General features: G+C 67.3%; 22 protein-coding genes. 10 read left to right on the top strand and 12 right to left on the bottom strand.

Annotation, left to right across the window (positions count from 1 at the left end):
* Window positions 1-271 precede the first annotated feature (271 nt).
* The 6 genes from AABN02_RS00410 to AABN02_RS00435 all read left to right on the top strand — a co-directional run bounded on the left by AABN02_RS00410 (window position 272) and on the right by AABN02_RS00435 (window position 7,886).
* A complete protein-coding gene (locus tag AABN02_RS00410) occupies window positions 272-1,552 on the top strand; it encodes a glycosyltransferase WbuB (protein WP_338412945.1) in 1,281 nt (426 codons plus the stop codon).
* 40 nt (window positions 1,553-1,592) lie between these two features.
* The gene (locus AABN02_RS00415) at window positions 1,593-1,820 is read left to right on the top strand and encodes a hypothetical protein (protein WP_338412946.1); all 228 of its coding nucleotides are present in this window, start codon (window positions 1,593-1,595) and stop codon (window positions 1,818-1,820) included.
* A gap of 251 nt (window positions 1,821-2,071) precedes the next feature.
* Complete coding sequence (locus tag AABN02_RS00420) at window positions 2,072-3,283, top strand: O-antigen ligase family protein (protein WP_338412947.1); 1,212 nt, start codon at window positions 2,072-2,074, stop codon at window positions 3,281-3,283.
* Between the two features lie 50 nt (window positions 3,284-3,333).
* Complete coding sequence (locus AABN02_RS00425) at window positions 3,334-5,529, top strand: polysaccharide biosynthesis tyrosine autokinase (protein WP_338412948.1); 2,196 nt, start codon at window positions 3,334-3,336, stop codon at window positions 5,527-5,529.
* Between the two features lie 14 nt (window positions 5,530-5,543).
* On the top strand, window positions 5,544-7,247 hold the full coding sequence (locus AABN02_RS00430) for a CpsB/CapC family capsule biosynthesis tyrosine phosphatase (RefSeq protein ID WP_338412949.1): 1,704 nt from the start codon (window positions 5,544-5,546) through the stop codon (window positions 7,245-7,247).
* A gap of 15 nt (window positions 7,248-7,262) precedes the next feature.
* Window positions 7,263-7,886: a hypothetical protein gene (locus AABN02_RS00435; protein ID WP_338412950.1), complete on the top strand. Its 624-nt coding sequence runs from the start codon at window positions 7,263-7,265 to the stop codon at window positions 7,884-7,886.
* Between the two features lie 57 nt (window positions 7,887-7,943).
* Here the strand turns inward: AABN02_RS00435 and AABN02_RS00440 are convergent, their stop codons facing one another.
* The 3 genes from AABN02_RS00440 to AABN02_RS00450 all read right to left on the bottom strand — a co-directional run bounded on the left by AABN02_RS00440 (window position 7,944) and on the right by AABN02_RS00450 (window position 11,328).
* A complete protein-coding gene (locus AABN02_RS00440; RefSeq protein ID WP_338412951.1) occupies window positions 7,944-8,690 on the bottom strand; it encodes a PEP-CTERM sorting domain-containing protein in 747 nt (248 codons plus the stop codon).
* Between the two features lie 254 nt (window positions 8,691-8,944).
* On the bottom strand, window positions 8,945-9,718 hold the full coding sequence (locus tag AABN02_RS00445) for a PEP-CTERM sorting domain-containing protein (protein WP_338412952.1): 774 nt from the start codon (window positions 9,716-9,718) through the stop codon (window positions 8,945-8,947).
* Between the two features lie 407 nt (window positions 9,719-10,125).
* Entirely contained in the window at window positions 10,126-11,328 is a 1,203-nt protein-coding gene (locus tag AABN02_RS00450; RefSeq protein ID WP_338412953.1) for an ammonium transporter, read from the bottom strand.
* A 444-nt stretch (window positions 11,329-11,772) separates the two neighbouring features.
* Between AABN02_RS00450 and AABN02_RS00455 the strand changes: the two genes are divergently transcribed.
* Both AABN02_RS00455 and AABN02_RS00460 read left to right on the top strand, forming a co-directional pair.
* Entirely contained in the window at window positions 11,773-13,212 is a 1,440-nt protein-coding gene (locus tag AABN02_RS00455) for a DEAD/DEAH box helicase (RefSeq protein WP_338412954.1), read from the top strand.
* A 121-nt stretch (window positions 13,213-13,333) separates the two neighbouring features.
* Window positions 13,334-14,743: an MBL fold metallo-hydrolase gene (locus AABN02_RS00460; RefSeq protein ID WP_338412955.1), complete on the top strand. Its 1,410-nt coding sequence runs from the start codon at window positions 13,334-13,336 to the stop codon at window positions 14,741-14,743.
* On the opposite strand, the gene AABN02_RS00465 is transcribed toward AABN02_RS00460, so the two are convergent.
* The 3 genes from AABN02_RS00465 to yaaA form a co-directional block, all read right to left on the bottom strand.
* Window positions 14,721-15,470, bottom strand: coding sequence for a hypothetical protein (locus AABN02_RS00465; RefSeq protein WP_338412956.1), 750 nt, complete (start codon window positions 15,468-15,470; stop codon window positions 14,721-14,723). The two genes, AABN02_RS00460 and AABN02_RS00465, sit on opposite strands and share 23 nt — an antisense overlap.
* 80 nt (window positions 15,471-15,550) lie before the next feature.
* Window positions 15,551-16,405 (bottom strand): 2OG-Fe(II) oxygenase, encoded by an 855-nt coding sequence (locus AABN02_RS00470; protein WP_338412957.1) that lies wholly within the window; start codon window positions 16,403-16,405, stop codon window positions 15,551-15,553.
* Window positions 16,406-16,462: 57 nt separating this feature from the next.
* On the bottom strand, window positions 16,463-17,260 hold the full coding sequence (yaaA, locus tag AABN02_RS00475) for a peroxide stress protein YaaA (RefSeq protein ID WP_338412958.1): 798 nt from the start codon (window positions 17,258-17,260) through the stop codon (window positions 16,463-16,465).
* A gap of 73 nt (window positions 17,261-17,333) precedes the next feature.
* Here yaaA and AABN02_RS00480 point away from each other — a divergent pair, with 73 nt between their 5' ends.
* A complete protein-coding gene (locus AABN02_RS00480) occupies window positions 17,334-17,762 on the top strand; it encodes a YchJ family metal-binding protein (RefSeq protein WP_338412959.1) in 429 nt (142 codons plus the stop codon).
* On the opposite strand, the gene AABN02_RS00485 is transcribed toward AABN02_RS00480, so the two are convergent.
* Window positions 17,746-18,204: a hypothetical protein gene (locus AABN02_RS00485; protein WP_338412960.1), complete on the bottom strand. Its 459-nt coding sequence runs from the start codon at window positions 18,202-18,204 to the stop codon at window positions 17,746-17,748. The genes AABN02_RS00480 and AABN02_RS00485 overlap by 17 nt on opposite strands.
* A gap of 86 nt (window positions 18,205-18,290) precedes the next feature.
* On the opposite strand from AABN02_RS00485, the gene nth reads away from it, so the two are divergent.
* Window positions 18,291-18,929 carry an endonuclease III gene (gene nth, locus AABN02_RS00490; RefSeq protein ID WP_338412961.1) on the top strand — a complete coding sequence of 213 codons (639 nt, stop codon included), beginning with the start codon at window positions 18,291-18,293 and terminating at the stop codon, window positions 18,927-18,929.
* Between the two features lie 116 nt (window positions 18,930-19,045).
* On the opposite strand, the gene AABN02_RS00495 is transcribed toward nth, so the two are convergent.
* The 5 genes from AABN02_RS00495 to bioA are packed head-to-tail and all read right to left on the bottom strand — an operon-like array spanning window position 19,046 to window position 24,145.
* Complete coding sequence (locus AABN02_RS00495) at window positions 19,046-19,852, bottom strand: cobalamin-binding protein (protein WP_338412962.1); 807 nt, start codon at window positions 19,850-19,852, stop codon at window positions 19,046-19,048.
* Window positions 19,853-19,869: 17 nt separating this feature from the next.
* Window positions 19,870-20,871, bottom strand: coding sequence for a biotin synthase BioB (gene bioB, locus AABN02_RS00500; protein WP_338412963.1), 1,002 nt, complete (start codon window positions 20,869-20,871; stop codon window positions 19,870-19,872).
* A complete protein-coding gene (gene bioF, locus AABN02_RS00505) occupies window positions 20,868-22,124 on the bottom strand; it encodes an 8-amino-7-oxononanoate synthase (protein WP_338412964.1) in 1,257 nt (418 codons plus the stop codon). Before bioF ends, bioB begins: the two co-directional genes overlap by 4 nt.
* Window positions 22,117-22,758 carry a dethiobiotin synthase gene (bioD, locus tag AABN02_RS00510; RefSeq protein WP_338412965.1) on the bottom strand — a complete coding sequence of 214 codons (642 nt, stop codon included), beginning with the start codon at window positions 22,756-22,758 and terminating at the stop codon, window positions 22,117-22,119. The genes bioF and bioD overlap by 8 nt, the downstream gene beginning before the upstream one ends.
* Window positions 22,748-24,145 carry an adenosylmethionine--8-amino-7-oxononanoate transaminase gene (gene bioA, locus AABN02_RS00515; protein WP_338412966.1) on the bottom strand — a complete coding sequence of 466 codons (1,398 nt, stop codon included), beginning with the start codon at window positions 24,143-24,145 and terminating at the stop codon, window positions 22,748-22,750. Before bioA ends, bioD begins: the two co-directional genes overlap by 11 nt.
* Window positions 24,146-24,154: the final 9 nt, after the last annotated feature.

Below are 24,154 nucleotides of genomic sequence, written 5' to 3' on the forward strand. Positions count from 1 at the left end.
CACGAAGCAGCAACGCAGATCGCGTGCCGGATCTTAGTAGATCGGATCGAGATCACTGGTGTCCAGCACACGCTTCAGGATAAGAACTGGAAACGAGTCGTTTTTCTCACGGTCAATGCGTAATCACCCGTGTTTGCGGTGGTCCGTGCGTTCTGACCTGAAGGCGCCACAGGGGCTGTACTAAACTTCGACGTCGTTTGGGTGCGACATCGGGCACAGGCCTTGCTGGATCCACCCCTGCACACTACAACACCGCGGGAGAAAAAGAGCGATGCGGATTCTGATCCATGGGATCAACTTTCACCCAGAGCCGACGGGCATCGGCAAGTACTCTGGGGACATGGCCGCCGGCTTGGTGGCCATGGGGCATCAGGTTCGCGTGGTCGCCGCTCCTCCGTACTACCCCGACTGGCGCATCAGTGATGGCTGGGCCAACCGCTATGCGCGCCACACCTGGTGCGGCGTCGATGTGTGGCGTGTTCCGCTGTGGGTTCCCGCGGCACCGTCCGGGCTGAAGCGCATCGTCCACTTGCTGAGTTTTTCAATTGCGGCTCTGCCTGTGTTGGCGATGCAACTGTTCTGGCGCCCTCAGGTGGTCATGGTGGTAGCACCTGCACTCACCTCTGCGCCGGGCGGGTGGCTGACAGCGCGCCTGTCTGGTGCGCGCGCCTGGCTGCATGTGCAGGACTTCGAGGTAGACGCCGCATTCGAGCTGGGCCTGATCAACGACACCGGCCTGGTGCGCAAGGTGGTGACGGGCATCGAACGCTGGCTGCTGAAGCGCTTCGACCGCGTCTCGACCATCTCGTGGCGCATGCTGGACCGCACGAAGTCGAAAGGTGTCGACCGCGCACGGCTGGTGTTCCTGCCGAACTGGGTCGGTGACCAGGCCGTGGAGAAATTTGCCGGCAAGAGCCGCTACCGGGAAGAACTCGGTATTCCGGAAGACGCCGTGGTCGCCCTGTTTTCGGGCACCTTGGGTGGCAAGCAAGGCCTGGATCTGCTGCCGGAGGCCGCGCAGTTGATCGCGGACCATCCGCGGCTGGTGATGGTGATCTGCGGCGATGGCGTGATGAAGCCGCAGCTGGAGGCCGCCTGCGAAGGACTGGCCAATGTGCGCATGCTGCCGCTGCAACCGGCGGAACGCCTGGCAGAGCTGCTGCACATGGCCGACATCCACCTGCTGCCCCAGAACCCGGGTGCGGCGGATCTGGTGATGCCCTCGAAGCTGTCTGGCATGCTGGGCAGTGGCCGCCCGGTGGTCACCACGGCCGAGGCCGGCACCGAACTTGCACACGTCGTCATGGAGTGCGGCCGCGTCGTGCCGCCCGGTGACGCAAAGAGTCTGGCGCAGGCGCTGGTTGATCTGGCAGAACAGCCGCGCCTGCGGGCAGAGTTGGGTGCCAAGGCCAATGACTACGCCAGAAAGCACCTGGTTCGTTCCGTGGTGCTGGGACGGCTCAACATGTGCCTGCAAGCGTGTACAGACCACACGATTGCGGGGGTTGAGCTTCCCTTGGAAACCACTCAGACTTCTGGTAGGAGTGGATAATTCCACTTCAGTCGTTTATTTCAATTTAAGGAGCGGAAGCATGACTTCTCAGTTCAAAGTTCAGGGATCGATCAAGGGGCTGCTGATGGCAGTCGCGGCAGTGGTGGTCACGGCAACGTCCTTCCAGGCCGTCGCCCAGACGGCTCCGCGGGCGGGTCCGCGCGGTACGCCGCCAGTGGTTCGCCCGCCGATCCGTCCGACCCCCCCGGCTCCGGTGATCGTGGTGCCGCCGTGCAGGCGTGGCGGCCCCGGCATCACGCCGTGCTGATGCGATTTCACTGACAAACAGGGTCTTCCTTGACGAAGTTCTCCTGGGCCCAGCAGGCCGAGCGCGGCCTGCTGGGCCTTTTCGTTGTCGCGCTGGTGTGGCTGCCGTTGCCGCTGGGCAGCAACCGCCAGTGGTCGGTCGCACTGTTCGCCGCCGCCGTCTGGCTGCTGTTGGCAGCCAGCGGACTGCTGCGCCTGCGTTCACGCGCCGTGTCAGCCAATGCGCCCCAGACCAGCTGGGGCGGACACGTCGTGCTGGCGCTGCTGGTGCTGTTCACCGCTTGGACCAGCTTGCAGCTGACACGGTTCGGCTACACCGAAGATGCACACGAGACACGGATCTACGCCCTGCGCTGCATCGGCTATGTCGGCGCCTTCTGGCTGGTGCAGTTGCTGGTGACGTCGGATCGACGGCGCATGGCGCTGCTGGCCGGCATGCTGGCTGCGGGCGTGATCCAGGCGCTCATCGCCATGGTGCTGTTCTCGGGTGGCGCCAACTACGAATTCCTGGGTTCCAGCTTCGCGCAGGGCACACGCGCCACCGGCACCTTTCCGCAGGCGGACGCTCTGGCGAACTACATGCTGCTGACGTTCTCGGCCGGTCTGGCGATCATGCTGATGCAGATGGGCACCGCACGAACAGACCCGCGGACCAGAACACGGCAGCGACGCGTGCATGCAGCCATCGAGTTCATGATGTCCGGCAAGATGGTGGTGCGCCTGATGTTGATCACGCTGGTGATCGGGCTGGTGCTGACCCGCTCGCGCATGGGCAATGGCGCCTTCTTTCTCGGCCTGCTCATCACTGCAGCCTGGGTCATGGCCAGATCTCCACAGCTGCGCAAGTCGGCCGGCATCCTGGTGGTGAGCCTGCTGGTGGTCGATGTCATCGTGATCGGCCAGTGGGTCGGCCTGTCCAAGGTGCTGACCCGCATGGAAGCCACCGAAATTGCGGCAGAAGCTGCCTCGGCCGCACAGCTTGACCCGGCGAATGCAGCGATCGCACCACCTGTGCACCGGGAAGAAACCCTGGAAGAGCGCTCTCGCCCGGTGCGCGACACCCTGGCGATGGTCCGGGAACGACCCTGGACCGGCTTTGGCGGCGGCGCTTTTTACAATGCTTTCACTCGTTACAAAGTTGAATCATTGCCCCTGCCCTACAACCACGCGCACAACGACTACGTCGAAATCGCCGCGGATGTCGGATTGCCCGGGCTGCTGCTGCTGGGCGGCGTGGCGCTGCTGACCGCCCTGCGTGCCGTGCGGCTGCTGCAGGACCGCAGTTCGCCCCACGCCAGAGGTGTCGCTGCGGGCGTTGGCATGGGATTGATCTGCGCCCTCTTGCACGCCTTGGTGGATTTAAATCTCCAGATAAACGCCAATGCAATGGCGCTCACCGTACTATTGGCCGTGGTCTGGAGCGTACCGACAAAGCGCACAACCACGTCACTAAGGTCTAGGTAGTCCACTTCATGAATCAAATCCAAGTTGCTGCATCGGCTCCACCGGTGCAGATGGCTCCTCCTTTTGCGCCGGTGCAGTTGGGCTTGTCCGAGGAAAGCAAGCTCGCTCTGCTGGACCACTGGCGCAGCATCAAGAAGCGCAAGTGGCCCGTGCTGGGTCTGGCGACGGCACTGGCCGCCCTGGGCGCCGCCGTGGCGTTCTCGATGACGCCGATCTACCGGTCGACGGCGACCGTGCTGATCGAGCCGGGCAAGCCGAAGTTCCTCTCGATGGAGGACATGCTCGGTGGCGCCATGCAGACCAAGGAGCACTACCAGACGCAGGTGGAAATCCTGAAGTCCCGCGAAGTAGCGCTCCGCACCGTGAACTCGATGAAGCTGTGGACGGATCCGCAGTTCGATCCGCGTAAATCCGACGTCAGCGTCACGGCAAAGATCAAGTCGATGGTCGGCTTGACTGCCCCGCAGAAGGACTGGACGGAAGAATCGCTGGCCGACTCTTCCGTCAAGCCGCTGATGACCAATCTCACCGTCGAACCCGTTCGTCTGAGCCAGCTGGTCAAGGTCAGCTTCGACTCTTCGGATGCCAAGCTCGCGGCCCGCGTGGCCAACGACATCTCGTCGAACTACATCGACTCCGACCGTGACGCCAAGTTCAAGCTGGCCCAGAGCCTCAATGGCTGGCTGGAAAAGCGCGCCACAACGCTGCGCGAGAACCTGCTGGAGTCCGAGAAGGCGCTGCAGGCGTACCGTGAAGAGAAGGGCCTGATCAACCTGAGCGGTTCGGCCCAGGGTCTCGCCGGCATGCAGATCGGTGAAGTGAACCAGCGGCTGGCGGAAGCCCGCGCACGGCGGATGCAGCTGGAAGGCACCTACAACATGGTCGCCAACACCAGCAACAGCGACTACAGCAACGTTCCGTCCGTCGCCAACAACCCGACGGTGCAAGAGGCACTGCGCCAGGAAGCGGTTGCGCAGAAACTGGTCGCCGAGCTGTCGGAGAACCTGGGGCCGAACCACATCAAGATGCAGGAAGCCCAGTCGTCGCTGGCATCGGCACAGCGCTATCTAGCGCAACAGCGACGCTCGGTGGCACGCAGCATGGTGCAGGAATACAACCTGGCCCGGCAAGCCGAGAAATCGCTGGAAACAGCCCTCGCCTCGGCCACTGGCGGGGTGCAGGACGTGAACCGCAAGGAATTCCAGTTGCAAGTGCTGGAGCGTGAAGTCAGCTCCAACAAGCAGCTCTATGACCTGTTCATGGGCCGCGCCAAGGAAATGGACGCCGGCAGCGACCTGCAGGCCGCTGTCGCCCGGGTGGTCGATCCCGCCGTGGTGACCACCAATCCGGTGCGTCCGAACAAAGGGCAGATCATTCTGGTGGCCTTCGTACTGGGCCTGATGATCGGCGCCATGGGCGCGGTCCTGCTGGAACGCATGGACAACACCATCAAGGGCAGCGAGTCGGCGGAAATCAAGTTGCAGCAGCCGGTGCTGGCGGTGCTGCCGGCACTGACCGGTGAAGCACTGGAAAACGTGGCCACGATGTTCATCCGCGAGCCGAATTCGCACCACGCGGAGGCGATCCGGACCGCGCGCACAGGCATCCAGCTCTCGGATGTGGACCAGCGGCACCGCCTGATCATGGTGACATCGAGCGTGCCGTCCGAAGGCAAGACCTCGACCTCGATCAACCTGGCACTGGCGCTGGCGCAAACCAAGCGCACGCTGCTGATCGACGCCGACATGCGCCGTCCGCAAGTGGGCATTCGTCTGGGCCTGGCTGCCGGCGCGAAGGGACTGTCGAATCTGGTGACCGGCGCGTCCACGCTGAAGGACTGCGTGCACCAGATCGAGGGCAGTTCGCTGCTCGTGATGCCCTCGGGCGATGTGCCGCCGAATCCGCTGGACCTGCTGCTGTCCCAGCGCTTCAAGGACGTGCTGCGGCACCTGCAGCCGCAGCTGGATTTCATCATCATCGACACCCCCCCGGTGGAACTGGTGAGTGACGCCAGCGCCGTGGCGCCGATGGTGACCAGCACGATCTATGTGGTGCGCGCCACTGAAACGCCGGTGCCGGTGATCCGCAAGGGCCTGAGCCGCCTGCAGCGCTCGGGCGCCAACATCATGGGTGTGATCGTCAATGGCCTGAACTTCGACGACGCTCAACGCTACTACGGCGAGTCTGTCAACGGTGGTTACGGCAATACCTACTACCACGGTTATTCTCAGCAATCCAAAGCCTGAGACAGACCGAACCCATGTTAGATCTGCACGTACACGTCCTGCCCGGCATCGATGACGGCCCACGCACGATGGAAGACGCTCTGGCCCTTGCACGGGCGTTGGCGGACGACGGCATCGAGCACATCGTCGCCACACCCCACATCTACCCCGGGGTGTTCGACAACTCCGCGGCGCGGATTGGCGAGGCCTTCGACGAGTTCCAGGCGGCCGTGTCGGACGCCGGCATTGACCTGACGATGACCTGGGCAGCCGAGGTCCGGATCTGCCCGGAGATCCTCGACTGGATCGAGCTGCGCCGGTTGCCGATGCTGAACGGCAGTCTGGTCGGCCCCTCCACGGCGTTGATCGAGTTGCCGGATGGGCAGATCCCGGTCGGCACCGACAAGCTGATGGGAATGATGCTGGACCGCGGCATCACGCCGCTGATGGCCCACCCGGAGCGCAACAAGGCGGTGATGGAGCAACCGGCCCGGCTGGAAGCCCTGCGCCGCCTCGGCTGCAAGTTCCAGGTCACGGCCGGTTCGCTGCTCGGTGACTTCGGCACCCGGGCCCAGACGACGGCGCAGAAACTGCTCGACGCCGGATGGGTCGACGTGATCGCCACCGATTCCCACAACCGGTCGAGCCGGCGGCCCCGCATGGGCGCTGCACGCGCCTGGCTGGTGGAGCACTTCGACGAAGCGCTGGCGCTGCGGCTGACCAAGACGCAGCCGACGGAGATCGCGGGTGTGTCCTCGTTCGCCGTCCAGTCGGGTGAGCAGCGGCTCGTGTTCAGGGATTTGCCGGCCATGTCGCCGCTGGAAGCGGGCGACCAGTGGTCGGTGGATCTGATGCTGGGCGCGAACATCGAAACAGCCCCTGCAACACCGGAAGCCGCAGGGAACCCGGGCGGCGCCGCGGAGGCATGGTCCCTGATCGATTTCCGCATTGATGCGGTGGTGGATGACCTGAACCGTGTGTCGATGCTCAATGACGCCCCCGACCTGAGCAGCGGGGGCAGCACAACTTCGCCGAGGCCAACGCCCCAGGAAGCGCCGTCGGAGGATTGGGTGCTGCCCTTGTTCGGGCAAACGCAAGCACCACCCGCCCCGACAAAGCCCCGGCCCAAGGCAACGATTCCGGCAGAGGCCGAGTTTGCCGTCCCAGCGGCCCAGACGCCTGTGGCCAAGCCAGTACGCCCGCCGGTTCCCGCGAGCATAGAAGCGCCCGCGGCAGCCGAACCGGCTTCACCGCCGCCGGTACTTGATGACGTGTACATGCCGTCGCGCGCAGAGCCGGCACTTGTGGCGGACATGGCAGCACCGGTGGCCATGCCGAAGGCGGTACCCGTCGTCGAGCAGCGCGCTGAGCGGGTGCACGCGGCCATCCCGGCAATTCCGGTGGTCGCGGTGCCTGAACCCATGGCGGCACCCATGCCGGTGGTCGAACCGGCGGGCATCCCGGCTGTGCGCGGCCTGAGCCTGAACGAGGTTCCGCAACGACCTGTCGTACCCAGTCCCGTCGAGATCGCCCGCATACGCCCTGCGCCTCCCCGGCAGTCGCCACTCGCCCAGGCAGGGCACCAGGCCAGCAGCATGGCGGCGGTCTCCAGGTCGATTGCCCAGACGGTGCGCGACGAGGCGAACCAACAGCCTGACCTCCCGTCAACGGCCCCTGATGGCAAGCGACAGGGGTTTCGCCTCAGCGATCTGAATCCGCTGCCGAATCGTCGGCGCTGACCAGATCCGTTGCGCATGGCCGTTTCAACGCGACACCGTTGGCTGAATCGATTGCTGGCAGGCACCTTGTGCGTGGTCGCGGTGTGTGTGGTGCAGCAGGCGGCCGTGCTGATGGCGGCGGACTGGACCTCGTCGGTGACCCGCCACGATCTCAGCAAGTGGGCGGCAGGCTCGGCCACCTATACCCCGGAGCAATGGGAGGAGGCACGCCAGGCACTGCAGGACGCCATCGCTCTCACGCCGCGAGACGCGACACTGCATGACGCACTCGCCCAGCTCTATGGGGTTCGAGGTCAGGCGCTGTGGACCACCGGCGCCGCAGACTCTCCGGAAGTTACCGCCTACAGGGAAGCGCTGGCACACCAGGCAGCGTCCATCCGACTGCGCCCCACCCATGCGATGGCCTGGGCCAACCTCACGTTGATGCAGTACGCAGTCAACGAAACCCCGGAAGTGTTGTTCAAATCCTGGCGTGAAGCCGCCCGCCTGGGGCCTCGCGAGAATTCGGTCACCGAGACGCTGGTGTATGTCGCCTCCGAGATCTGGCCTTTCGCACCGGATGACATCCGCCAGTGGGCCGAAGCGCGCAAGCCGGGACTGTCCGCCAGGCTGGAACCAGCAGCGCCCAACAAGCCATGAAAAACCGCCTGCACCTGCAGGCGGTCTTGTTTGAACAGCCCGAAGGCTGCCCCATGCTTACTTCGCCACGCGGCTCTTGCGGCGGCGAGCCACCAGACCGAGCAAGCCCAGGCCGGCCAGCATCATCGCGCTGGTTTCAGCTTCCGGCACCGGGGTCACGGCAGCCTGGTAGTCCAAAGCGGCGATCGGGCGGTTGTAGAACGCGTCGCTGGGAATCGAGGTACCGACAGCGACGTTGTTGAGCTGCAGCATCAACGACTGCGTGCCGACCGGCACGGCAAAACCCTGCCAGCCGGAATCGGTGTTGATGCCAGCATCTTCCATCGACTGGACGGAGATGGTGTCCGTTGCCAACGCCGACAGCGAACTCGCCCCGAAGTAGGACACCGAGACCGAGTCGTTGTAGTTCGCCGGCAGGTATTCCGCGGTGAACAGACGCATCCACAGCAGATCGCCGTAGTTCGACACCGGGCCACCCAGGTTGAACGAGAACGACACGGTGGTCGCGCAGCTCAGCGCGGGGGTGCCTGCCGGGCAAGTTTCGAGCAGGCCGAAGTTGTTGCCGCTCATCGCGGTCACAGCCGTGCTGTAGATCTCGGTCGGGGTGGGGTAATAGGCATCGTCGATCACGTGGACCGTGGTGCCGCTGACCACCGAGGTCAAGGCACCACCGGGCGTGACCCAGCCGGTCGGGTTGGCACCCAGGCCAGCTTCGAAGCCGGGGTTGTTCAAAGCGAACGCCGGCGTAGCAGCGAACGCAGCCAGTGCGGCGAGCACGGCGATGGAAACAGACTTCTTGATCATTTACGACTCCTTGGCATTAAAAGTGACGCGGATGGCAGCAGATGCAGCCAAGCTTCCGACGCCAAGTCATCGTATCGGCCAAATCGGTACACACAAGGACCAACCTTGGACCAGGGGGTACCGCAAATGAAAAAAGCACCTACCGAAGTAGGTGCTTTTTTTCTGAATTACCACTCTGGACTTTAGTTCGTGCCAAAAGTCACAAAGCTATCCGATCACCCGCATGCCGGAGCATGCGAGCCCGCTGGCCGGATTCAGGCAGCAGCGCGCTTGGCGCGGCGACGGGCAACCATACCCAGCACGCCGAGGCCAGCCAGCATCATCGCGGAGGCATCAGCTTCCGGAACCGGGGAAACCGCAGCCGCGGCATAGTCCAGCGCAACGATCGGACGGTTGTACAGGGTGTCGGATTTGATGATGTCGACCGTCGCCGCGTTGTTCAACTGAACCACCAGCGAGTTGGTGCCGATCGGCACGCCAAAACCCTTCCAGCCCGAGTCCGTGTTGCCATGGAGGATGGCGCCAGTATCGGGGTCGATCGAGACTTCGTCGTACATCGTCTGCACCGAAATGGTGTCGACTTGCAGTGCGGAACCCGAACTCACACCGTAGTAGGACACGGTCACCGAGTCATTGTAGTCAGCGGGCAGGAAGTCTGCAGTGAACAAGCGCATCCAGAGCACGTCACCGTAGTTGGACACCGGGCCGCCCAGGTTGATGGAGAACGCTGCATTGCTGCCGCAGTCCAGAACGGCCGTCGAGGCGGGGCAGGTCTCCAGCAGACCGAAGTTGTTGCCGCTCATGGCGGTGACATTGGCGCTGTAGATTTCCGTCGGCGTAGGGAAATAGGCATCGTCGATCACATGGACCGTGGAGCCGCTCGCAACCGAAGTCAGCGTGCCCAGCGGCGTGATCCAGCCGGCCGGATTGGCGCCCAGACCGGCTTCGAAACCGGGGTTGGTCAGCGCGAACGCTTGGCCGCTGGCCAGACCGGTCAGCGCGAGTGCATAAACGAGTTTCTTGAGCATGAAAATTCTCCTGAATTACGACGTGCCAACGTCGGTAGTGGCTGTGGCAAATTTCATTTTTACTATAACGATCATTTTAGGTGATTCACAGCACCACCCCCTCATCTCAAGGGAAGACTCAGCCACAAATCTGGTCCATTTCATTCGATAGCAGCGCAACGCCTGCCGTTACGAACTGCAACGCCAGATGAAATCAGAATCCACTCGCGCAACCAATCTGAGTCAGTTCGTGATTTTTCATCTCAATACCCGGCAGAACCCCCCTATTCAAGGGGTTGCCAAAGTCAAATAAACCACAAATAAAAATGGCGTTTTGCAAGCCACCGCCGATGGTCGCAAAACGCCTTGTCACATTTTTGAACCGCAAAGCGGCCCCGATCCGTACCGCCACCCCAACAGCGCAACGCTTACCAGCTGACCTCACGGTCCGGCGTGGAGCCAATCTTGTGGATCGACAGGTCAGCGCCCTCGAACTCCTCTTCCTGGCTCAGTCGGATCCCGATCAGCGCCTTGATGCTGCCGTAGACCGCGAAGCCACCCGCCAGCGCCCAGACCACGGCCATCACCGTGCCGATGGTCTGGCTGGCCAGACTGACCCCACCGATGCCGCCAAACGCCGTCTGGCCAAAGATGCCGCAGGCGATGCCGCCCCAGGCGCCACACAGCCCGTGCAGCGGCCAGACGCCGAGCACGTCGTCGATCTTCCAGCGGTTCTGCGTCAGGGTGAACATCTGCACGAAGATCGCCCCGGCGATGCCACCCACCACCAGCGCACCCGCCGGGTGCATCAGGTCGGATCCGGCGCACACGGCCACCAGACCGGCAAGCGGGCCGTTGTAGGCAAAGCCCGGGTCGTTGCGGCCCATCAGCACGGCCACCAGCGTGCCGCCCACCATCGCCATCAGCGAGTTGACGGCCACCAACCCGGAGATCTTGTCCAGCGTCTGCGCACTCATCACGTTGAAGCCGAACCAGCCCACCGCCAGGATCCACGCCCCCAGCGCCAGAAACGGGATGCTCGACGGCGGGTGCGCGCTCATCGCACCATCCTTGCGGTAGCGGTTGCTGCGCGCGCCCAGCAGCAGGACAGCCGCCAGCCCGATCCAGCCACCGACCGCATGGACCACCACGCTGCCCGCGAAGTCATGGAACTCGGCACCGAACGCGCCCTTCAGCCAGGCCTGCACGCCGAATCGCTGGTTCCAGGCCACCCCTTCCGACAACGGGTAGATCAGCCCGACGATGATGGCCGTGGCCAGCAGCTGGGGGTTGAACCGCGCCCGCTCGGCGATGCCACCGGAGACGATCGCCGGAATGGCGGCCGCGAAGGTCAGCAGGAAGAAGAACTTGACCAGTTCGTAGCCGTTCTTCGCCGCGAGCGCCTCGGCACCGGTGAAGAAGTCGACACCGTACGCGATGGTGTAGCCCACAAAGAAGTAGGCGATGGTCGACACGGCGAAATCGACCAGGATCTTGACCAGCGCGTTGACCTGGTTCTTCTTGCGCACGGTGCCGAGTTCGAGGAAGGCAAAGCCCGCGTGCATGGCCAGCACCATGATGGCGCCCAGCAGGATGAAGAGCGCATCAGCGCCCTGTTTCAAGGTATCCATGGAATCTCGAAGGAGAGGGAGTGGTGGAAACGCACCGCAGCGAGGCGCTCGCAGTTCGCAGTTCGCAAAAGGCACCAATCAAGCACGTTCTGTGCCGAGTTGGTGCGTTAATTCACGAATGCATCCGCACCAATAAAGCGCGATCTGCCCGCGACGGATCCAGGACATCTGGATGGCTTGCACACAAACGGAGCAATCGAAGCACCAAACAAGTGCATTCCGGTGGCCGGTCCACGGTGATCGCCGGACATGCCCTTGGGAACCTGGGCAGATCGACCACGGCAACCCCCTGCCCCGCCGCTACAATCGCACTGCAGCATTCGCACCAGTCAGAACGCTGCAGTCGCCTCCGACGCCCTCTCCAATCCCGCGCCACCCTCGACTGGCCGCCTCGCCCGAGGCGCTGCAGGCGGCGCGACAAGCACCCCAAACGGGTGCCACTCCATGACGTTTGATGATCTGGGCCTGGCCCAGCCGATCCTTCGCGCCATCCGCGAACAAGGCTACGAAATCCCCACCCCCATTCAAGCGCAAGCCATCCCGGCGGTTCTCGCCGGTGGTGACCTGCTCGCTGGTGCACAGACCGGCACCGGCAAGACGGCCGGATTCACCCTGCCGCTGCTGCACCGCCTGGCCGCCGGCCAGCCCGCCAAGGACAGCCGTGGCCGCTACGCCATCCGCGCCCTGATCCTCACCCCGACCCGCGAACTCGCCGCCCAGGTCGAGGAAAGCGTGCGCACTTACGGCAAGCACCTGAGCCTGAAGAGCATGGTGATGTTCGGCGGCGTCGGCATGGGCCCGCAGATCGCGCAGCTCAAGCGCGGCGTGGACATCCTGGTGGCCACCCCTGGCCGCCTGCTCGACCACCACCAGCAAGGCATGCTCGACCTGACCCAGGTGGAGTTCTTCGTGCTGGACGAGGCCGACCGCATGCTGGACATGGGCTTCGTCCATGACATCAAGAAGGTGCTGGCGATGCTGCCGGCCAAGAAGCAGAGCCTGCTGTTCTCGGCCACTTTCAGCCCGGAAATCAAGGCCCTGGCCGACCGGCTGCTGAACGCGCCGCAGGTGATCGAGGTCGCCCGCAGCAACGCCACTGCCGAGAACATCGCCCAGCGCGTGATCAAGGTCGGCCGCGAGAAGAAGAAGGATCTGCTGATCCACCTGATCAAGACGCACGACTGGCACCAGGTGCTGGTGTTCACGCGCATGAAGCACGGCGCGAACCGCCTGTGCGAGCACCTGAACAAGGCCGGCATCACCGCGATGGCGATCCACGGCAACAAGAGCCAGGGCGCGCGCACCAAGGCGCTGGCCGAGTTCAAGACGGGCGAGCTGTGCGTGCTGGTGGCGACCGACATCGCGGCCCGCGGCATCGACATCGACCAGCTGCCGCACGTCATCAACTTCGAGCTGCCCAATGTGTCGGAAGACTACGTGCACCGCATCGGCCGCACCGGCCGGGCTGGCGCGCAGGGCGAAGCGCTGTCGCTGGTGTGTCTGGACGAGGAAGCCTTCCTGGCCGACATCGAGAAGCTGATCAAGCGCAGCATCCCGCGCGAGTCGGTCGTCGGTTTCGAAGCCGATCCGGGCGAGCGCGCCGAGCCGATCCAGATCGGTCGCCGCACGCTGGGTGGTGCTGGCGGCGGCGGTGGTGGCAATGGCCGCGGTGCGGGTGGCGGCGGTGGACGGGGTGGCGAACAACGCCGCCCGGCCGCCCCCGGCGGCCAGCCGCGTGGCAATGCACCGGCACGCCCGGGCAGCGCCCCGCAGCGTCCGGCCGCCCCGCGCGGTGGACGTCCGCAAGGCGCCGGCGGCAGTGGCTCGGGCACGGGCACCGGCCCCAAGCGCCCGGCCCTGACCTCCGGTCGCCGCGGCGGCTGACCGTCCTCCGGTCACCCGCTTGATCCGGATCAAGTCCGGATCGGGCGCCCGGGGCGTCTCCTGATGCCTTGCAGTGCCGGTCGTGCCAAGCTGGTGCGATCCCCACTGCAAGGAGGCTGTCATGGAGATCCAGTTCCTGGGCGCCGCCGACTGCGTCACCGGCTCACGCCACCTCTTGACCAGCGGCCCGCACTGCGTGTTGCTCGACTGCGGCCTGTTCCAGGGCTGGAAGATGCTGCGTGAGCGCAACTGGGCACCCCTGGCGGTGCCGCCGCACGAGATCGACGCGGTCATTCTCAGCCACGCCCACCTCGACCACAGCGGCTGGCTGCCCGCGCTGGTGCAGCAGGGCTTCCGTGGCCGCATCTGGTGCAGTGCCGCGACCCGCGATCTGGCGGAAGTGCTGCTGCTGGACGCCGCCAAGCTCCAGGAAGAGGACGCCCGCCGCGCCAACAAGGGCGGCTGGTCCCGCCACGACCCGGCCCGGCCGCTCTACACCACCAAGGACGCCCGACGCGCCATTGAGCTGCTGCGGCCTGTGGCGACAGGAAAACCCTTCGATCCCCTGCCCGGCCTGCGCGCCGAACTCACGCCGGTCGGCCACCTGCTCGGCGCCTGCGCCGTGACGCTGCGCGATGCCGACCATGCGCTGGTGTTCTCGGGCGACGTCGGCCGGACCGATGACCTGATGATGCCGGCACCCCTGCCGATGACCGCGCCGCTGGGCACGGCGCCGGACCTGCTGGTGGTCGAGAGCACCTACGGCAACCGCCTGCACCCGGCAGACAACACCGCCGCGCGCCTCGGCGAGATCATTCGGCAGACCGCACGGCGCGGCGGCAAGGTGCTGATCCCGACGTTTGCCGTCGGGCGGGCGCAGGCGCTGATGCTGTTGCTGCACCGGCTGCGCGACGAGGGGGCGATTCCGGACGATCTGCCGGTCTTCCTCGACAGCCCGATGGCACAGGAAGCCACCGCCATCTACACCGCCCACCGCGACCTGCTGCGCCTGTCGAAGGCCGAGGCCCGTGGTTTCAGCGAGGGGGTCAAGCCGGTGCGCAAGCCGCAGGACTCGGCGCGGCTGTCGCGCCTGCGCGGACCGGCCGTCATCCTGTCATCGAGTGGCATGGCCACGGGCGGGCGGGTGCTGGGCCACCTCGCGGCGCTGGCGCCAGATCCGCGCAATGCGGTCGTGTTCCCCGGCTTCCAGGTGCCGGGCAGCCGGGGCGGCAAGCTGGTCAGCGGCGCAACCGAGATCAAGGTGATGGGGCAGTACGTGGCCGTGAAGGCGCAGGTGCACCACCTCGAAGGCCTCTCGGGCCACGCCGATGCGGACGGCCTGATCGCGTGGATGCGCCAGATGCCGATTGCGCCGAAACAGGTGATGGTGGTGCACGGCGAGCCGGAAGCCTCGGACGCTCTGCGCATCCGCATCGAGGAGCAACTGGGCTGGCCGGCCCGCGTGCCTCAGGCGGGTGAGCGCCTGAGGCTGCAGGACCTGGGGACGGTCAGGGCCGCGAACCGTCGTTGACGCCCTTGGTCACGGCCGTGGTCACCGCATTGGCGGCAGCGGCTTCCTTGCGGGCCTTGCGCGCAGCGAGACGATCAGCCTTCGCGGCGGCCATCTGTTCTTTCATGGCGGCGGCCTTTTCGGCCCGGGCGGCTGCGCGCTGTTCTGCCTTGGTCTCGGCCTTGGCATCCGCTTTGGTACCAGCCTTGGCGCCGGCCTTCTTGGCGGCCAGTTGGTCGGCCTTGTCCGCCTTCCGCGCCGCCAGACGTGCCTCGCGGCGCTCGGCGCGCCGGGCCGCACGCTCCTCCGCGGCGGACATGCCCGCCTTGGCCGATTTCGCGGACTTGGCCTTTTGGGCGTCCGCAGCGTCCTCGCGGGCGGCTTTCCGGGCCGCCAGGCGCTCGGCCCGGCGTGCCGCGCGCCGTTCGGCGGCTGTGCTGGTCGCTGCATCCGCAGCCTTCGCGGTGGCCTTGTCGGCCTTGGCGGCTTTCGCGGCTTCCGCCTGCTTGAGAGATTCGGCCTGGCGGGCACGGCGGGCCTCCAGCGCCTTGTCGAGCTGTTCGACCTTGCGTTCAGCGGCGGCCGCGGCCGGATCGCGCAGGGTGGCCGGATCCGGCACGGCCGGCATGGCAGTCGGTGCCGACGGCATCGTGATGGGCTTGGGAGTCTGGCCGGTGCTGGTCTGGGCCTGCGCAGCGGCGCCGGCGGTGAGCATCACGGCCGCGAGAGCGGCAATCAGCGGTTGCATGGAAAGGTGTCTCCAGGTTGGATGGGAGGAATGTAGCTGCAGGGACCCGGCTCGTCGATTTTTTCAGCCTTGGGGCGCACTCAATCGAAGCGCCGCTCGCGCAGCCATTTGGTGGCGACCCACTTTTCGCCGGCGATCACCGGGGCGCCGCCGTGCAGCGAACGGGTGTCCGGATGGGCCCGGTCGTAGCTGAAGAACACCGCGTGGCCCTTGACCGGGGCGACTTCGAGGCGCACATCGGGGAAGGTTGTTCCGCCGCCCGCCTCGGGCGTGTTCAGGTACATCACCACCGTGCCAACCCGCTGGCCACCGCGCTTGAGGATGGTGGCCGAGCCGGGCTGCGCGGGGTCGAAGTAGTCGTAGTGCGGCTTGTACTCGGCGCCGGGCCGGTAGTGCAGCACCTGCAGGCCCTCGCCGTTCTCGACCGGCCAGCGCAGCAGCGCGGCGATGCGCTGCTCGATGCGCTCGATCAGCGCCGTCTCGCCGCGGCCGAAGAACATGCCGGCGCTGGTGCGGGCCTCGTTGACCTCGCTGCCACCGGTGGAGTTGTCGACCGTCTCGGAGCGGGCCAGCCGCGGCGCGGCAAGCTGGCGCAGCGCATCACATTCCTCGTCCGACAGAAAGTCGGCCAGCACCACGACGCGCGGCTCGCGCATCGACACCACGACCCGGGCCACCTGCCCGTCCGGCAGGTGCAACTCGGACGGCGACTGCGCCAGATCCGGCTCCGGCACCGGCACGGCGGGCGGAAGCTCCTGCAGCCGGGCGTGCTCGGCGAGAAAGCCCTCCAGCGTCTGCTCCAGCGCCGCCAGCGCGACATCTTCGTCCCAGCCGGACTGCTTCATCGCCTGCAGGACGGCATCGGGCGCGTGGCCCGCCTGGGCCTGCTCCAGGATCCAAAGCCGCAGTTCCGGGGTGGCTGTCTGGGTGCTCATGGTCGTGCTCATGCAGTGTTGCCGTGAAGGGGGATGCGTGGAAGATGGTCTCGGGACTCAGCCCGCGCGGCGCCGGAAGACCCAGCGGTCGCGCGACGAGGCCGTCGCATCGAAGCCGTAGCCGCCCAGGTCGAAGCCTTGCAGCGCTTCGGGCTGGTCGACGCGGTGGGTGATGGCGTAGCGGGCCATCAGTCCGCGCGCCTGCTTGGCGTAGAAGCTGATGATCTTGTAGCCCGCGTCCTTCCAGTCCTCGAACACGCACTCGATCACCCGGGTCCGCTGGACGAGCACCGGGCGCAGCGCGGCCTTCGCGTATTCCTGCGAGGCGAGGTTGACGACCACCGGCGCGCCGGTCGGGGTGGACGCCGCCTTGCGCGCCGCCAGGCGGTGCAGCAGTTCCTCGGCGATGCGGTCGCCCCACCAGGCGTAGAGGTCCTTGCCGCGCGGGTTGGCCCAGCGGGTGCCCATTTCGAGGCGGTAGGGCTGGAGTGCATCGAGCGGCCTCAGCACGCCGTACAGCCCGGACAGGATGGCGACATGGCCCTGCGCCCAGGCCAGGTCGTCGGCGCTCAGCGTCGTGGCGGAGAGTCCGTCGTAGACATCGCCGTTGAATGCCAGCACGGCCGGCTTGCTGTTGGCCGGCGTGTTGCGCGGGCGCCAGGCGCCGAAGCGGGCGGCGTTCAGGGTGGCGAGCTTGTCCGACAGCGTCATCAGGGACGCGATCTGCGCCGGCGACTGGGTGCACAACTGCTCGATCAACGCGGCGGCTTCGGCCATGAACACCGGGCGGGTCGGCTCGACCACGGTCGGTGTCTCGAAATCCAGGGACTTGGCAGGCGATAGCAGCAGGAGCATGTCGGGCAGCGAAAAAGCAGGGGCAGCAATCCTGCAAGCGTACCAGCGCCGCGCCGTGCCTGAAAATGGGGGGATGACGACGCCCCCCGACTTCGCCTGCCCGTGTGGCAGCGGCCACCTGCTGTCGGCCTGCTGCGGCCCCTTCCACGCCGGCCAGGACGCCGAACCCGCCCCCACAGCCGAGGCGCTGATGCGCTCGCGTTACAGCGCCTACGTGCTCGACCGGCTCGACTATCTGCGCGCCACCTGGCACCCGGGTACCCGCCCGGCGGTGCTGGAGCCGAACGAGCCCGGCCTGCGCTGGCTGGGTCTGACCGTGCGTCACCACAAGGTGCTGGATGCGGACCATGCCGAGGTGTCCTTCGTGGCCCGCAGCAAGCTGGGTGGGCGGGCGCACCGGCTGGAAGAGGTCAGCCGCTTCGTGCGCGAGGACGGGCGCTGGTTCTACGTGGATGGCGACATCGGCGCGCCCATCGGCGGGAGCGTCAGTGGTCGTCCTTGACCTGCTCGTCCGGCAGGGGCGGCACGCTGGCGCGGACCGCATCCAGATCGGACAGCGCAAAGGCGCGCCGGACCGGCGGCGACATCAGCCACAGCAGCAGCCCCGAGGCCAGCAGCGCACCGCCGACCGTGGGTTGCAGGCCCGTGTGGTGCTCCAGACCGGCGGCGGTCCAAGGATCGAGCAGCAGTGCGCGCACCGGCTGTGATTCGACCCCGCCAGGCAAGGCCATGACCACCAGCAGGCCCGCCAGCACCACCATGGCCAGCGTGCGCGCCCAGTTCTGTCCCCGCCAGAGTCCGGCCGCGGTGCCCAGCAGCAGCCAGGGCAGCGCCTGTTGCCACAGGATGCCGTCGCTCCCGTGGAACGACGCCATCGACAGGCCCAGGAACAGCAATGCGCTGAGAGGTGGTTCGGCCCGCCAATTTTGCAATTTTTCGTCCATGCTGCGGATTTTGCGCAGTCAGGACAGGGTTTCCGAGTGCGTTCTTGGCCAGATCCCCTGGTCCCGGGATGCCTGATCTGAGTCCAATGACACCCGCATCCATCAAACGATTTTTTGTCACACTTCGTGACGCCAACCCGCACCCGGCGTCCGAGCTGGAATACAGCTCGGTGTTCGAGCTGCTGGCCGCCGTGCTGCTGTCGGCGCAGGCGACCGATGTCGGCGTCAACAAGGCCACGCGGCGGCTGTTCCCGGTGGCCAACACGCCGCGCCAGATCGTGGCGCTGGGCATCGAGGGGCTGGAATCGCACATCCGCACCATCGGCCTGTATCGCAACAAGGCGAAACATTTGTACGCCACGAGCCAGATCCTGCTGGCGCAGCACGGCGGTCAGGTGCCGCGCAGCCGCGAGGCGCTGGAGGCCTTGCCGGGCGTCGGGCGCAAGACGGCCAATGTGGTGCTGAACGTGGCCTGGGGCGAGCCGACCTGCGCGGTGGACACGCACCTGTTCCGCGTCGGCAACCGCACGGGGCTGGCGCCGGGCAAGACGCCGTATGCGGTCGAGATGCAACTCCTCAAGCGCATCCCGCCCGAATTCCGGGTCGATGCGCACCACTGGCTGATCCTGCACGGGCGCTACATCTGCCAGGCGCGCAAGCCGCGTTGCTGGGAATGCGCAGTGGCGGATTGCTGCGACTTTCAGCCGAAGACGCCGGCGCCGTGACGTCCTGCCCCACGGGCGCCCCCACATCCGTCATCCCCGCGCAAGCGGGGACCCACGACGGGAGAGGCAGCTCGGTGCGTGGGTCCTCGCGTTCGCGAGGATGACGAGGGGGTGGGTCAGGCGTGCAACGCGGCCCAGCCGAGCAGGCGCTTCTGGATCTGCCGCACGCCATCGGTCAGGCAGGCCGGGCCGGGCTGCAGGATCTCGCTCGACTTGATCTCGAACACCTGCCCGTGCACCACCGCCGGCACCGCCTCCCAGCCGGGGCGCGCCATGACCTGCTCCGGCCGGAACTTGCGCCCGCACCACGAGCCGAGGATCACGTCCGGCGCGCGCCGCACCACCTCCAGCGGGTCGGCGACGATGCGGTTCTTGCCGAGCGACTGGCCCGCCAACTCGGGGAAACACTCTTCGCCACCGGCCAGCACGCTCAGTTCGCTGACCCAGCCGATGCCGGTGATGATCGGGTCCATCCACTCCTCGAAGTAGACCCGCGGGCGCCGCGGCAGCGTCCGGCCGATGGCGGCCACCTCGTCCAGACCCACCTGCAGTTCGGCCAGCAGCGCCGCCGTCTTGTCCTGCGCGCCGACCAGGGCCCCGACCATCGCGATCATCTGCAGGATCTCGGCGATGCTGCGCTGGTTGAACACATGCACCGACACGCCAGCGCGGATGAGCTGGCTGGCGATGTCGGCCTGCAGGTCCGAGAAGCCGAGCACGAGGTCCGGCTGCAGATCGAGGATCTTGTCGATCTTCGCGGTCAGGTAGGCCGACACACGCGGCTTCTCCTGCCGGGCGCGCGGCGGGCGCACCGTGTAGCCGGAAATGCCGACGATGCGGTGCTCCTCGCCCAGGAGGTAGAGCGTCTCGGTCGTCTCCTCGGTGAGGCAGACGATGCGTTTCGGAAACAGGTCGGCGGTCATGGGCGGGTGTCGCCGGATCAGGCCGTCGTGCGCATGCCGAGCTTGCCCAGCAGCGCGCGGTCGCGCTCGGACTGCGGGTTGCCGGTGGTCAGCAGCTTGTCGCCGTAGAAGATCGAGTTGGCGCCGGCCAGGAAACACAGCGCCTGGATGGCCTCGCTCATCTGCTCGCGGCCGGCGGACAGGCGCACACGCGCCGTCGGCATCGTGATGCGCGCCACCGCGATGGTGCGCACGAACTCGAAGGGATCGAGCTTCTCGGTGTCCGCCAGCGGCGTGCCTTCGACCTGGACCAGCTCGTTGATCGGCACCGACTCCGGGTACGGCGTCAGGTTGGCGAGCTGCGCGACCAGCCCGGCGCGCTCGGTGCGGCTCTCGCCCATGCCGACGATGCCGCCGCAGCAGACCGACATGCCGGCCTTGCGGACATGCTCCAGCGTGTCGAGGCGGTCCTGGTAGTCGCGGGTCGTGATGATGCGGCCGTAGGCTTCCGGGGCGGTGTCGAGGTTGTGGTTGTAGTAGTCGAGGCCGGCTTCTTTCAGCGACTGCGCCTGCGTCTCGGACAGCATCCCGAGCGTGCAGCAGGTTTCCATGCCGAGGTCCTTCACGCCGGCGACCAGCTCGGCCACCTTCTCGATGTCGCGGTCCTTCGGCGCGCGCCAGGCCGCGCCCATGCAGAAGCGGGTCGCGCCCTGCCCCTTGGCGTCGCGGGCGGCGGCCAGCACGGCGTCGATGTCGAGCATCTTGCTGGCCTCGACGCCGGTGTCGTAGTGCACCGATTGCGGGCAGTAGCCGCAGTCTTCCGGGCAGCCGCCGGTCTTGATCGACAGCAGCGTGGAGAGCTGCACCTCGTTGGCATCGAAGTGCTGGCGCTGGACCTGCTGCGCCTGCCAGAGCAGGTCGTTGAAGGGCAGGTCGAACAGCGCCTCGATCTGCGCGACGCTCCAGCGGGCATCGGCGGCCGGGGTGGCGGGCTTGGCGGGGCGGATCAGGGTGATCGGCTGGGCAGTGGCGAGGCTCATGCGGTGGGCTCCTGGGAAACCTGGGGAATCTGGAAATTCTGGGGAATTCGGGACATTCGGGGGGACAGTGCGAGGATCGTGTCGGCGAGGCGTTCGACGTCGGCCACGCTGTGCGCGGCGGACAGCGCGATGCGCAGCCGCGCGGTGCCGGCTGGCACGGTGGGCGGGCGGATGGCGGGCACCCACAGGCCGTGCTGGCGCAGGCCGTCCATCAGCGCCAGCGCCGTGGCGTTGTCGCCGACGATCAGCGGCTGGATCGGTGTGGGCGAATCGAGCAGGCGCCAGCCGGTGCCGGCCAGCCCGGCGTGCAGACGCTGGCGCAGCACGCTGACCAGCTCGGCCAGCCGGGCGCGGCGCCAGTCGTCGCGCTCGACGCAGCGCAGGCTGGCCCGCAGCGCCTCGGCCAACAGCGCGGGCGCGGCGGTGGCGAAGGTGTAGCTGCGGGTCTTCTGCAGCAGCCACTCGACCAGCGTCGCGTCACCCGCCACGAAGGCGCCGGCCACGCCGAGCGCCTTGCCGAGCGTGGCCATGTAGAGCACGCGCCGCGACGCCTTCGGCCCGACCAGCCCGCACTGCGCCAGCGTGCCCCGCCCCTGCGGACCGAGCACGCCGAAGCCGTGGGCGTCGTCGATCAGCAGCAGCGCGTCGTGCTGCTCGCACAGCTGGAGCAGGCGCGGCACGTCGGCCACATCGCCGTCCATGCTGAAGACGGCGTCGCTCAGCACCAGCTTGCGCCGGGCAGTGCAGGCGGCGAGCTGCTGGCCGAGCTGGTCCAGGTCGGCGTGGGCGTAGCGGTGGATCGTCGCCTTCGAGAGCCGGGCGCCGTCAATCAGGCAAGCGTGGTTCAGCGCGTCCGAGAACAGCGCGTCGCCCTCGCCGACCAGCGCCGGGATGACCGAGGCGTTGGTGGCGAAGCCGGCGTAGAAGTACAGCGCCCGCGGCAGGCCGACGAAGCGGGCCAGCTCTTCTTCGAGCGCCGCGTTCGCCACGCTGTGGCCGCTGACCATCGGCGACGCGCCGGAGCCGACGCCGTAGTGGCGGGCGCCTTCGCACGCGGCAGTGACCAGCGCCGGATCGCCCGCGAGGCCGAGGTAGTCGTTGCTGCAGAAGGCCAGCAGCCGCTCGCCGTCGACGCTCAGGTAGCCGTCGCCGAGCGGGCGCACGACGCGGCGGCGGCGCAGCAGGTGGGCCGTGTCCAGCGCCTGCAGGCGGGCGGGCAGCTCGTCGAGCCAGGAGGCAGCGGGTTCAGTCATGCGGGGTGTACGGCAGGTCCGCCCACAGCGGGGCCGGCAGGTGTCGGCGCAGGAAGGCGACGCTGTCGTCGGCGCAGGCCATGTGCGGATCGACGCGGTTGGCGATCCAGCCGGCCAGCGTCAGGCCGCGGGCGCGCACGGCCTCGGCCGTCAGCAGCGCGTGGTTCAGGCAGCCGAGCCGGATGCCGACCACCAGCACCACCGGCAGGCCCAGTGCCTCGGCCAGATCGGCGCCGGTCAGCAGCCCGCCGTCCGCCAGTTCGTCCAGCGGCACGAGAAAACCGCCCGCGCCCTCCACCACGACCACGTCGGCCCGCTGCTGCAGGGCACGAAACGCCGCGACGATCGGCGCGAGCGTGATGGACACGCCCGCCCGCTGCGCAGAGAGGTGCGGCGACAGCGGCTCGGGCAGGCGCACGGGGTTGTCGAGTGCGGCTGGCACCGCGACGTTCGACGCCGCCCGCAGCCGCAGTGCATCGTCGTCGTCCGGCGCCGTGCCGGCCGCGACGGGCTTCATGCCGACCGCACGATGACCGGCCGCAACCCAGCCGCGCAGCAGATGGGCCGCCGCGTGGGTCTTGCCGACGCCGGTGTCGGTGCCGATGACGAACACCGAACCCAGTTCAGACCGCATCGATCACCCCCGCAGCAGGGTTCCGCACACCCGCCGCGTCCTCCTCGGCCAGCGTGTCGTTCAGCGCCGCCAGCGCGCCCTGGGCGAGCCAGGCGCCCGAGCCATCGTCGCTCGCGGCGTCGATCGCATAGGGCGGCATCGCGTACAGCGTGTGGCCGATCGGGCGCAGCAGCAGCCCGTGGGCCAGCGCGTGGCGGCTGTAGCGGCGGGCGAAGTCGGGCAGCGTCGTCTCGATGTCCCAGGCCCAGACCATGCCGAGCTGGCGCGCGTGGCGCACACGCGGATGCGCGGTCAGTGGCGCGAGGCGCTCACTCAGTTGCGCCGCGGTCACCCGGTTGCGCGCCAGGATGTCGTCCTGCGCGAACAGGTCGAGCGTGGCCAGCGCCGCGCGGCAGGCCAGCGGATTGCCGGTGTACGAGTGCGAGTGCAGGAAGCCGCGCGCCACCGTGTCGTCGTAGAAGGCGTCGTAGACCGTGTCCGTCGTCAGCACCGCCGACAGCGGCAGCATCCCGCCCGTCAGGCCCTTGGACAGGCAGAGGAAGTCCGGGCGGATGCCGGCCTGGGTGTGCGCGAACAGCGTCCCGGTGCGGCCGAAACCGACCGCGATCTCGTCCACGACGAGGTGGACCCGGTACTGGTCGCACAGCTGCCGCACGCGCCGCAGGTAGTGCGCGTCGTGCATCGCCATGCCGGCGGCGCACTGGATCAGCGGCTCGACGATCACGGCCGCGGTCTCGGCGTGGTGCTGCACCAGCCAGCGCTCCAGAGACTGCGCGGCGCGCTCGGCCACGTCCACGGCCGATTCGCCGTCATGGGCGCCGCGGGCATCCGGGCTGTCCACCGTCGCCGCCAGCCGCACCAGCGGCGCATACGCCTCGCGGAAGATGGCGATGTCGGTGACCGCCAGCGCGCCGACCGTCTCGCCGTGGTAACCACCGGCCAGCCCGACGAAGCGCGATTTCTCCGGCGCGCCGTGGTTGCGCCAGTAGTGGGCGCTCATCTTCAGCGCGATCTCGGTCGCCGAGGCGCCGTCGCTGCCGTAGAAGGCGTGGCCCAGCCCGGTCAGCGCCGCCAGCCGCTCGGAGAGTTCGACCACCGGCGCGTGGGTGAAGCCCGCCAGCATGACGTGGTCGAGCCGGCCGAGCTGGTCGACCAGCGCCGCCACCAGCGCCGGGTGGTTGTGGCCGAAGAGGTTGACCCACCACGAGCTGATGCCGTCGAGGTAGCGGTGGCCCTCATGGTCGTGCAGCCACACCCCCTCGGCGCGGGCGACGGGGATCAGCGGCAGGCCCGGATGGCCGGGCGTGCCGTCGTGCAGCTTCATCTGGGTGCAGGGATGCCACACCGCGCGCAGGCTGCGTGCGCGCCAGTCGTCGTTCAGGCTCACGGGCGTGGT

The organism is uncultured Sphaerotilus sp., assembly GCF_963924895.1.
Classification (GTDB): domain Bacteria; phylum Pseudomonadota; class Gammaproteobacteria; order Burkholderiales; family Burkholderiaceae_C; genus Sphaerotilus.

Bases quoted from the DNA above. Each gene is read 5' to 3' on its own strand.
- AABN02_RS00410 (WP_338412945.1), top strand. From the start codon at position 272: ATGCGGATTCTGATCCATGGGATCAACTTTCACCCAGAGCCGACGGGC.
- AABN02_RS00415 (WP_338412946.1), top strand. From the start codon at position 1,593: ATGACTTCTCAGTTCAAAGTTCAGGGATCGATCAAGGGGCTGCTGATG.
- AABN02_RS00425 (WP_338412948.1), top strand. From the start codon at position 3,334: ATGGCTCCTCCTTTTGCGCCGGTGCAGTTGGGCTTGTCCGAGGAAAGC.
- AABN02_RS00430 (WP_338412949.1), top strand. From the start codon at position 5,544: ATGTTAGATCTGCACGTACACGTCCTGCCCGGCATCGATGACGGCCCA.
- AABN02_RS00435 (WP_338412950.1), top strand. From the start codon at position 7,263: ATGGCCGTTTCAACGCGACACCGTTGGCTGAATCGATTGCTGGCAGGC.
- AABN02_RS00440 (WP_338412951.1), bottom strand. From the start codon at position 8,690: ATGATCAAGAAGTCTGTTTCCATCGCCGTGCTCGCCGCACTGGCTGCG.
- AABN02_RS00445 (WP_338412952.1), bottom strand. From the start codon at position 9,718: ATGCTCAAGAAACTCGTTTATGCACTCGCGCTGACCGGTCTGGCCAGC.
- AABN02_RS00450 (WP_338412953.1), bottom strand. From the start codon at position 11,328: ATGGATACCTTGAAACAGGGCGCTGATGCGCTCTTCATCCTGCTGGGC.
- AABN02_RS00455 (WP_338412954.1), top strand. From the start codon at position 11,773: ATGACGTTTGATGATCTGGGCCTGGCCCAGCCGATCCTTCGCGCCATC.
- AABN02_RS00460 (WP_338412955.1), top strand. From the start codon at position 13,334: ATGGAGATCCAGTTCCTGGGCGCCGCCGACTGCGTCACCGGCTCACGC.
- AABN02_RS00465 (WP_338412956.1), bottom strand. From the start codon at position 15,470: ATGCAACCGCTGATTGCCGCTCTCGCGGCCGTGATGCTCACCGCCGGC.
- AABN02_RS00470 (WP_338412957.1), bottom strand. From the start codon at position 16,405: ATGAGCACCCAGACAGCCACCCCGGAACTGCGGCTTTGGATCCTGGAG.
- yaaA (WP_338412958.1), bottom strand. From the start codon at position 17,260: ATGCTCCTGCTGCTATCGCCTGCCAAGTCCCTGGATTTCGAGACACCG.
- AABN02_RS00480 (WP_338412959.1), top strand. From the start codon at position 17,334: ATGACGACGCCCCCCGACTTCGCCTGCCCGTGTGGCAGCGGCCACCTG.
- AABN02_RS00485 (WP_338412960.1), bottom strand. From the start codon at position 18,204: ATGGACGAAAAATTGCAAAATTGGCGGGCCGAACCACCTCTCAGCGCA.
- nth (WP_338412961.1), top strand. From the start codon at position 18,291: ATGACACCCGCATCCATCAAACGATTTTTTGTCACACTTCGTGACGCC.
- AABN02_RS00495 (WP_338412962.1), bottom strand. From the start codon at position 19,852: ATGACCGCCGACCTGTTTCCGAAACGCATCGTCTGCCTCACCGAGGAG.
- bioB (WP_338412963.1), bottom strand. From the start codon at position 20,871: ATGAGCCTCGCCACTGCCCAGCCGATCACCCTGATCCGCCCCGCCAAG.
- bioF (WP_338412964.1), bottom strand. From the start codon at position 22,124: ATGACTGAACCCGCTGCCTCCTGGCTCGACGAGCTGCCCGCCCGCCTG.
- bioD (WP_338412965.1), bottom strand. From the start codon at position 22,758: ATGCGGTCTGAACTGGGTTCGGTGTTCGTCATCGGCACCGACACCGGC.